The organism is Sphingopyxis sp. (genome assembly GCF_036402335.1).
Classification (GTDB): Bacteria; Pseudomonadota; Alphaproteobacteria; order Sphingomonadales; family Sphingomonadaceae; genus Sphingopyxis.
Map to the genome: position 1 here is coordinate 1 of NZ_DASWTD010000291.1, position 9,365 is coordinate 9,365.

Below are 9,365 nucleotides of genomic sequence, written 5' to 3' on the forward strand. Positions count from 1 at the left end.
ATCCGACCGTCTATATGGAAAAATATCTCGGCAACCCGCGCCATATCGAATTCCAGGTGTTCGGCGACGGCAAGGGCAATGCCATCCATTTGGGCGAGCGCGACTGCTCGCTCCAGCGCCGCCACCAGAAGGTGCTCGAAGAGGCCCCCTCGCCGATCATCTCGGCCGAGGAGCGCGCGCGTATGGGCAAAATCTGCGCCGACGCGATGGCCGCGATGGGCTACCGCGGCGCCGGGACGATCGAATTCCTCTGGGAAAATGGCGAGTTCTTCTTCATCGAGATGAACACGCGCATCCAGGTCGAGCATCCGGTGACCGAGATGATCACCGGCTTCGACCTCGTCCGCGAACAGATCCGCATCGCAGGCGGCGCGGGCCTTTCGGTCAAACAGGAAGATCTCGAGTTCCGCGGCCATTCGATGGAATGCCGCATCAACGCCGAGGATCCGCGCAGCTTCCTGCCCTCGCCGGGCAAGGTCACGAGCTACCACGCCGCGGGCGGCATGCATGTGCGCGTCGATAGCGGGCTCTACGCCGGCTATTCGATCCCACCCTATTACGACAGCATGATCGGCAAGCTGATCGTCTATGGCCGCAGCCGCGAAAGCTGCATGATGCGGATGCGCCGCGCGCTCGAGGAAATGGTGATCGGCGGCGTCAAGACGAACATTCCGCTCCACCAGGCGCTGCTGGCCGACCCCGATGTCATCCACGGCGATTATACGATCAAATGGCTCGAGGAATGGCTGGCACGGCAGGATGAAGAGGCGAAAGCCTGACCCGCTTCGCCATCGCTTGGCGAAGACGGAACTGCGACGGGCTGTGCGGTAGCTCACTTTAACTGCGGGCGTTTTTTGTCTATGGCCTTGGTCATGATAAAAAACTCTCCCTTTTCCGTGCATTCTGCCGCTGCTCTCCTCCTGCCGCTGAGCCTGCTCGCCTCTCCCGGCCTCGCGCAGGAGGTCAAGGAGGATTCGGTTGTCCTTCAGCCCGACAAGGTGAAGGACGATGCCCCGGTCGTCGAAACCGCGGCCGAAGCCAATTTGCCGAACTGGTCGAAGCAGAATGCCGAGGCGCTGCTCGCATCGATCGAGGGCATCGGCGCCGAAGGCCTGTTCGCAAAGGATTATGGCCCCGACGCGCTCGCGGCGGCGATCATGGCCGACGATCAGGCGCAGCTCGACCGGATCGCGACCGACACCTTCTTGCTGCTCGCGACGCACCTGCGCGACGGGCGCACGCCGAATGCCGCACGCAAGCAGTGGTTCATGGTCGACAGCGACGGTGACAGCGAGCCGTTGCTGTCGCTGCTCGCCGCCGCGCTCGGTGCCGGAACGGTGAGCGAGACGCTTGCCACGCTCGACCCCGTCCATCCTGATTTCGCGGCGCTCAAGGCGTCGCTCGCCAAGGCAAAAACCACTGCCGACGCCAACGCGATCCGCGTCAACATGGAACGCTGGCGCTGGATGCCGCGCACGCTCGGCGAACGCTATGTCGTCAGCAACGTGCCCGAATATCTGACCCGCGTCGTCCACGGCGGCACGATCATCGCGACCCACAAGGCGGTTGTCGGCAAGGCAGCGACCCCGACGCCGCAGCTCAATCCGATGGCGACCGGTATCATCGTCAACCCGACGTGGACGCTGCCGCGCAGCATCATCAACGAAGGCATCGGCGCGACGATCGCGCGCAACCCGGCCTCGGCGCGCGCGCAGGGCTATACCTGGACGGGCAGCGGCAAGACCCTCTCGGTTGTGCAAAAGGCCGGCCCGAACAATGCGCTGGGCGTGATGAAGATGGAAATGCTGAACCCGCATGCCATCTATCTGCACGACACCCCGTCGAAGGGCGCGTTCGCCGCGGCCGCGCGGGCGTTCAGCCATGGCTGCATCCGCACCGAACGTGCACTGCACTTCTCGGGCCTGATGGCGGTGATGTTCGCGGGCAAGAGCCCCGAGGAATTCGGCGAAGCGATCGCCAGCGGCGAGACGACGCGCTTCGGGTTCGACAACCCCTTCCCCGTCTATGTCGCTTACTGGACCGTCATTCCCGACGGCAAGGGCGGCGTGAAGAAGCTGGCCGACATCTATGGCCGCGACGCGCCCGTGGTGGCGAGCTTTGCCAAGCCCGGCCGCCCGACCGCAACGATTATCGCACCGGCACCGCCCGCCGTCGTGCCGACGGTGCAGACGACCGCGCGGGTTACCACGCCGGGGACGAGCGGGATTTATTGAGAGGTCGGTCAACGACCGACATTTGCCGTCGCCCCTCGCTCGCCACCCGCAAGCAGACAAAGAAAAGGCCCCGCCGGATCGCTCCGGCGGGGCCTTTTTCTGTCAGCCAAAGGGCTTGAGGAAGCTTATTCCTCGCCTTCGCCTTCGGGGCGCTCTTCGACGAGCACTTCGCCCGCGGTGAAGTCTTCACCCTGCACCTTGCCGAGCGGATCGTCGCCGATCGCCGCTTCGGGGCCCTGCGCCAGTTCGGCGGCATGCTCTTCGGCTGCGGTCGCCGGGGCGATCAGATGCTCCTGGTTCGCAGCGCGCATGGCGGCACGAAGCGCAGCATCCTTCGACGAGGCGGTCACGCGGACGCGGTTCATGGCAGCACCGGTACCCGCCGGGATGAGGCGGCCGACGATGACATTTTCCTTGAGGCCCTGCAGCGAGTCGATCTTGCCCTGCACCGAAGCCTCGGTGAGAACGCGGGTCGTCTCCTGGAAGGACGCTGCCGAGACGAAGCTGCGGGTCTGCAGCGACGCCTTGGTGATGCCGAGGAGGACCGGACGGCCCTCTGCCGGCACGCCGTTCTTCGGCAGCTTGGCGTTATATTCCATCATCTCCAGATAATCGAGCTGTTCGCCCGGCAGCAGCGTGGTGTCGCCGCCCGACGTGATCTCGACCTTCTGCAGCATCTGGCGAACGATCACCTCGATGTGCTTGTCGTTGATCTTCACGCCCTGGAGTCGATAGACTTCCTGGATTTCCGCGACGAGATATTCGGCCAGAGCTTCCACGCCCATGACGTCGAGGATGTCGTGCGGGTTCGGCGAACCGCTGATCAGCGCGTCGCCGCGCTTGACCTGGTCGCCTTCCTGCACTTCCAGCACCTTCGACTTGGGGATCAGATACTCGATCGAATCGCCTTCTTCCGGAACAATCGCGATCTTGCGCTTCGCCTTGTAATCCTTGACGAATTCAATGCGGCCGCTGATCTTCGCGATAACGCTGTTGTCCTTCGGAATGCGTGCTTCGAACAGCTCGGCAACACGCGGCAGACCGCCGGTGATGTCGCGCGTCTTCGACGCTTCGCGGCTGACACGCGCCAGAACGTCGCCCGCCTGCACTTCCTGACCGTCCTCGACCGACAGCATCGTGCCGACCGCGAGCAGGTAGCGTGCGGCTTCGCCCGACTGGTCGTCGAGCAAGGTCAGGCGCGGCTGAAGGTCTTCCTTCTTGGCACGGCCCGCCGAACGATATTCGATCACGACGCGCTGGGCGATGCCCGTCGCTTCGTCGACCTGTTCGACCAGCGTCTTGCTGTCGAGCAAGTCCTGATACTTCACGACGCCCTGCTTTTCGGTGATCAGCGGCATGGTGAACGGATCCCATTCGGCAATCCGGTCGCCCTTCTTCACCTTCTCGCCGTCCTTGTGCATGATCTGCGCACCATAGGGCAGCTTGTGCGTCGCGCGTTCGCGGCCTTCGCTGTCGATGATCGCGATTTCGCCCGAACGCGACAGCGCCAGACGGCGGCCGCGCTGGTCGACGATCGTCGTCATCTCGCGATATTCGATCGTACCGTCCGAAATCGCTTCGGCGTTCGACTGCTCGTTGACCTGCGCCGCACCACCGATGTGGAACGTGCGCATCGTCAGCTGCGTGCCGGGCTCACCGATCGACTGCGCGGCGATAACGCCGACAGCTTCACCGATGTTGACCGGCGTACCGCGGGCAAGATCGCGGCCATAGCATTTGCCGCAAACACCCAGCGTCGCTTCGCAGACCAGCGGCGAACGGATCTTGACCGACTGGACTTCGGCGTCCTCGATCCGCTGCGTCGTCGCTTCGTCGAGCAGCGTGCCCACCGGCGCGATGACATTGCCGTCCTTGTCGACGACGTCTTCCAGCGTCGTACGGCCGAGGATGCGTTCGCCCAGCGAGGCGATCGTCGAACCGCCCTGCACGATCGCGCGCATTTCCATGCCGCGTTCGGTGCCGCAATCTTCCTCGATCACGACGCAGTCCTGCGACACGTCAACCAGACGGCGGGTCAGGTAACCCGAGTTCGCCGTCTTCAGCGCCGTATCGGCGAGCCCCTTGCGCGCACCGTGGGTCGAGTTGAAATACTCGAGAACGGTGAGGCCTTCCTTGAAGTTCGAGATGATCGGCGTTTCGATGATCTCGCCCGACGGCTTGGCCATCAGGCCGCGCATGCCGGCGAGCTGCTTCATCTGCGCCTGCGAACCACGGGCACCCGAGTGCGCCATCATGTAGATGGAGTTGATCGGGGCCAGGCGGCCGTCTTCGAGCTTCGGCGTCGCACGGATTTCGTCCATCATGGCGGTTGCCACCTTGTCGCCGCACTGCGACCAGGCGTCGATCGCCTTGTTGTACTTTTCCTGCTGCGTGATCAGGCCGTCCTGATACTGCTGCTCGAAATCCTTCACCAGCGCGCGGGTTTCGTCGACCATCCCTTCCTTCGACGCCGGAATGATCATGTCATCCTTGCCGAACGAGATGCCCGCCTTGAACGCGTTGCGGAAACCGAGCGCCATGATGGCGTCGGCGAACAGCACGGTCTCTTTCTGGCCGGTGTGACGATAGACCTGGTCGATCACGTCGCCGATTTCCTTCTTGGTGAGAAGGCGGTTGACGACGTCGAAGGGCACGGTGTGCGACTTCGGCAGGCATTCGCCGATCAGCATGCGGCCCGGGGTCGTTTCGAAGCGGCGCAGATACTCGTTGCCCTGCTCGTCGGTCTGCGGAACGCGGCTGATGACCTTGGTGTGCAGCGTGACAGCGCCGGTGTAGAGCGCCTGATGCACCTCGGCCATGTCGGCGAGCAGCATACCCTCGCCCGGCTCGCCTTCGCGCTCCAGCGAGAGATAGTAGAGACCGAGGACCATGTCCTGCGACGGAACGATGATCGGCTTGCCGTTCGCGGGGCTGAGGATGTTGTTCGTCGACATCATCAGCACGCGTGCTTCGAGCTGGGCTTCCAGCGACAGCGGCACGTGGACCGCCATCTGGTCACCGTCGAAGTCGGCGTTGAACGCGGCGCAGACCAGCGGGTGAAGCTGGATCGCCTTGCCTTCGATCAGCACGGGTTCGAACGCCTGGATGCCGAGGCGGTGCAGCGTCGGGGCGCGGTTCAGCAGGACCGGGTGCTCGCGAATGACTTCGTCGAGGATGTCCCAGACTTCCTTGCGTTCCTTTTCGACCCACTTCTTCGCCTGCTTCAGGGTCATCGACAGACCCTTGGCGTCGAGGCGCGCATAGATGAACGGCTTGAACAGCTCGAGCGCCATCTTCTTCGGCAGGCCGCACTGGTGCAGCTTGAGTTCGGGACCGGTCACGATGACCGAACGGCCCGAATAGTCGACGCGCTTGCCGAGCAGGTTCTGACGGAAGCGGCCCTGCTTGCCCTTGAGCATGTCGGACAGCGACTTCAGCGGACGCTTGTTGGCACCCGTGATCGTGCGGCCGCGGCGGCCGTTGTCGAACAGCGCATCGACGGCTTCCTGCAGCATGCGCTTTTCGTTGCGGACGATAATGTCCGGCGCGCGCAGTTCCATCAGGCGCTTCAGGCGATTGTTGCGGTTGATCACGCGGCGATAGAGGTCGTTGAGATCCGACGTCGCGAAGCGGCCGCCGTCGAGCGGCACCAGCGGGCGCAGTTCGGGCGGGATGACCGGCACGACTTCGAGGATCATCCACTCGGGACGGTTGCCCGATTCGATGAAGCTCTCGACGACCTTCAGGCGCTTGATGATCTTCTCGGGCTTGAGCTCCGACTTGGTAGTCGCGAGATCTTCCATCAGGTCGACGCGTTCCTGCTCCAGATCGAGATTCTCGAGAAGCACACGGATCGCCTCGGCGCCGATGCCGGCGCTGAACGCGTCTTCGCCATATTCATCCTGCGCGTCGAGCAGTTCGTCTTCGGTCAGAAGCTGGAACTTCTCCAGCGGCGTCAGGCCGGGCTCGAGAACGATATAGGCTTCGAAATACAGCACGCGCTCGAGCTGCTTCAGCTGCATGTCGAGCAGCAGGCCGATGCGCGACGGCAGCGACTTCAGGAACCAGATGTGCGCGACGGGCGCGGCGAGCTCGATATGGCCCATGCGCTCGCGGCGGACCTTGGTCACCGTGACTTCGACACCGCACTTCTCGCAGACGATGCCCTTGTATTTCATGCGCTTGTACTTGCCGCACAGGCATTCATAATCCTTGATCGGACCAAAGATGCGCGCGCAGAACAGGCCGTCACGCTCGGGCTTGAACGTGCGGTAGTTGATGGTTTCGGGCTTCTTGATCTCGCCGAACGACCACGAGCGGATGCGCTCCGGGCTCGCGATGCCGATCTTGATCATGTCGAAGGTTTCGGGCTTCGCGACCGGGTTCATGAAGTTGGTAAGCTGGTTCATATTCTAGCTCCATCTTCCCCTCTCACGCGCTGTGAGAGGGGTGAGGAAAAATCTTATTCGGCGGCTTCGGGAAGGGCTTCCGGACCTTCGTCGGGATCTTCTTCCGCATAGGAAGAGAGTTCGACGTTGAGGCCCAGCGAGCGCATTTCCTTGACGAGCACGTTGAAGCTTTCGGGAATGCCGGCTTCGAAGGTGTCGTCGCCCTTGACGATCGCTTCGTAAACCTTGGTGCGGCCGATCACGTCATCGGACTTCACCGTCAGCATTTCCTGCAGCGTGTACGCCGCGCCATAGGCCTGCAGCGCCCACACTTCCATTTCACCGAAGCGCTGGCCACCGAACTGCGCCTTACCGCCCAGCGGCTGCTGGGTGACAAGCGAGTACGGCCCGATCGAACGCGCGTGGATCTTGTCGTCGACCAGGTGATGCAGCTTCAGGATATACATATATCCCACCGTCACCTTGCGGTCGAAACGGTCGCCGGTGCGGCCGTCGTAGAGGTCGACCTGACCCGAGCGGTCAAGACCGGCGCGTTCCAGCATCGTCGACACATCGCCTTCGCGCGCACCGTCGAACACCGGGGTCGCGAAGGGCACGCCCACCGACAGGTTTCCGGCGAGTTCGACGACTTCATCCGCGCTGCGCGCCTTGATTTCGTCGGCATATTCATCGCCATAGGCCTGAAGCAGGGCTTCACGAACCGCCTCGGGGGGGGCTCCAGCCTCGGGGTCGGGGTTCGCCGCGCGCCAGTCCTCGAGCGCCGTCGTAATCTGGCGGCCGAAACCGCGCGATGCCCAGCCAAGATGCGTTTCGAGGATCTGCCCGACGTTCATACGCGACGGCACGCCCAGCGGGTTGAGCACGAAGTCGACGTGCGTCCCGTCTTCGAGGAACGGCATGTCCTCGATCGGCAGGATGCGGCTGATGATGCCCTTGTTGCCGTGACGGCCGGCCATCTTGTCGCCCGACTGAAGCTTGCGCTTCACGGCGACGAAGACCTTGACCATCTTGAGCACGCCCGGGGCGAGTTCGTCGCCGCGCTGCAGCTTCTCGACGCGATCTTCATACTTCGCGCTGATCCGCTTGATCGCGTCGTCATACTGCGCCTTGATCGCTTCGAGGGCAGCCTGGGCGTTGTCTTCGACAACCGCCAGCTTCCACCAGTCGCCGCGGTCGAGGTCGACCAGCATCTCTTCGGTGACGATATCGCCCTTCTTCAGACCCTTCGGCACTGCGCTGGTCGCCTGACCGATGAGCAGTTCCTTGAGGCTGGAGAAGGTCGCGCGGTTGAGGATCGCGCGCTCGTCGTCGGCGTCCTGCTTCAGACGCTCGATCTCTTCGCGTTCGATCGCGATCGCGCGCTCGTCCTTGTCGATACCGTGACGGTTGAAGACGCGGACTTCGACGACCGTGCCCGACACGCCCGGCGGCAGACGCAGCGAGGTGTCGCGCACATCGCTGGCCTTTTCGCCGAAGATCGCGCGCAGCAGCTTTTCTTCCGGCGTCATCGGCGATTCACCCTTGGGGGTGATCTTGCCGGCCAGAATATCGCCCGGGCCGACTTCGGCGCCGATGTAGACGATGCCCGCTTCGTCGAGGTTGCGGAGCGCTTCCTCGCCGACGTTCGGGATGTCGCGCGTGATGTCTTCAGGGCCAAGGCGCGTGTCGCGTGCGGTGACTTCGAATTCCTCGATGTGGATCGAGGTGAAGACGTCGTCCTTCACGATGCGTTCGCTAATGAGGATCGAGTCCTCATAGTTGTAGCCGTTCCACGGCATGAACGCGACGAGCACATTCTTGCCGAGCGCCAGTTCGCCAAGCTCGGTCGACGGACCGTCGGCGATGATATCGCCGCTCTTGACCACTTCGCCCACCTTCACCAGCGGACGCTGGTTGATGCAGGTGTTCTGGTTCGAACGCTGGAACTTCTGCAGGCGATAGATGTCGACGCCCGACTTGCCGGGTTCGACCATATCGGTGGCACGGATAACGATACGCGTCGCATCGACCTGGTCGATCACGCCGCCGCGGCGCGCCGCGATCGCCGCGCCCGAATCGCGCGCAACGGTTTCTTCCATGCCGGTACCGACGACCGGCGCCTCGGCGCGGATCAGCGGCACAGCCTGACGCTGCATGTTCGAACCCATGAGCGCGCGGTTGGCGTCATCGTTTTCGAGGAACGGGATCAGCGACGCCGCCACCGAAACGAGCTGCTTCGGCGACACGTCCATCAGCGTGATCTGATCGCGCGGCGCCATCAGGAATTCGCCGGCTTCACGCGCCGAGATCAGCTCGTCGATGAAGCTGCCGTCGGGGTTGAGGTCGGCGTTCGCCTGCGCGACGGTGTGCTTCTGCTCTTCCATCGCCGACAGATAGACGACTTCGTTCGTGACCTTGCCGTCGACGATCTTGCGGTACGGGGTCTCGATGAAGTCGTACTTGTTCACGCGCGCAAAGGTTGCGAGCGAGTTGATCAGGCCGATGTTCGGGCCTTCCGGCGTTTCGATCGGGCAGATGCGGCCATAGTGGGTCGGGTGAACGTCGCGGACTTCGAAGCCCGCGCGTTCGCGGGTCAGACCACCCGGCCCGAGCGCCGACACGCGGCGCTTGTGGGTGACTTCCGACAGCGGGTTGGTCTGGTCCATGAATTGGCTGAGCTGCGACGAACCGAAGAATTCGCGCACCGCGGCGACCGCCGGCTTCGCGTTGATCAGGTCGTTCG

General features: G+C 63.3%; 3 protein-coding genes and 1 pseudogene. 2 read left to right on the forward strand and 2 right to left on the reverse strand.

The window, feature by feature from the left end; genetic code table 11:
• Together VGD20_RS09100 and VGD20_RS09105 are read left to right on the forward strand one after the other, a co-directional pair.
• Positions 1 to 779: pseudogene (locus VGD20_RS09100) on the forward strand (acetyl-CoA carboxylase biotin carboxylase subunit); the annotation flags it as partial.
• Positions 780 to 896: 117 nt separating this feature from the next.
• Positions 897 to 2,234 (forward strand): L,D-transpeptidase family protein, encoded by a 1,338-nt coding sequence (locus tag VGD20_RS09105; protein WP_331134135.1) that lies wholly within the window; start codon positions 897 to 899, stop codon positions 2,232 to 2,234.
• A gap of 125 nt (positions 2,235 to 2,359) precedes the next feature.
• On the opposite strand, the gene rpoC is transcribed toward VGD20_RS09105, so the two are convergent.
• Both rpoC and rpoB read right to left on the reverse strand, forming a co-directional pair.
• On the reverse strand, positions 2,360 to 6,643 hold the full coding sequence (rpoC, locus tag VGD20_RS09110) for a DNA-directed RNA polymerase subunit beta' (RefSeq protein ID WP_331134136.1): 4,284 nt from the start codon (positions 6,641 to 6,643) through the stop codon (positions 2,360 to 2,362).
• 53 nt (positions 6,644 to 6,696) lie between these two features.
• Positions 6,697 to 9,365 (reverse strand): DNA-directed RNA polymerase subunit beta (gene rpoB / locus VGD20_RS09115; protein WP_331134137.1); only part of this gene is annotated, 2,669 nt, incomplete at its 5' end.

Excerpts from the sequence above, each read along its gene's own strand:
- rpoC (WP_331134136.1), bottom strand. The coding sequence starts at position 6,643 with ATGAACCAGCTTACCAACTTCATGAACCCGGTCGCGAAGCCCGAAACC.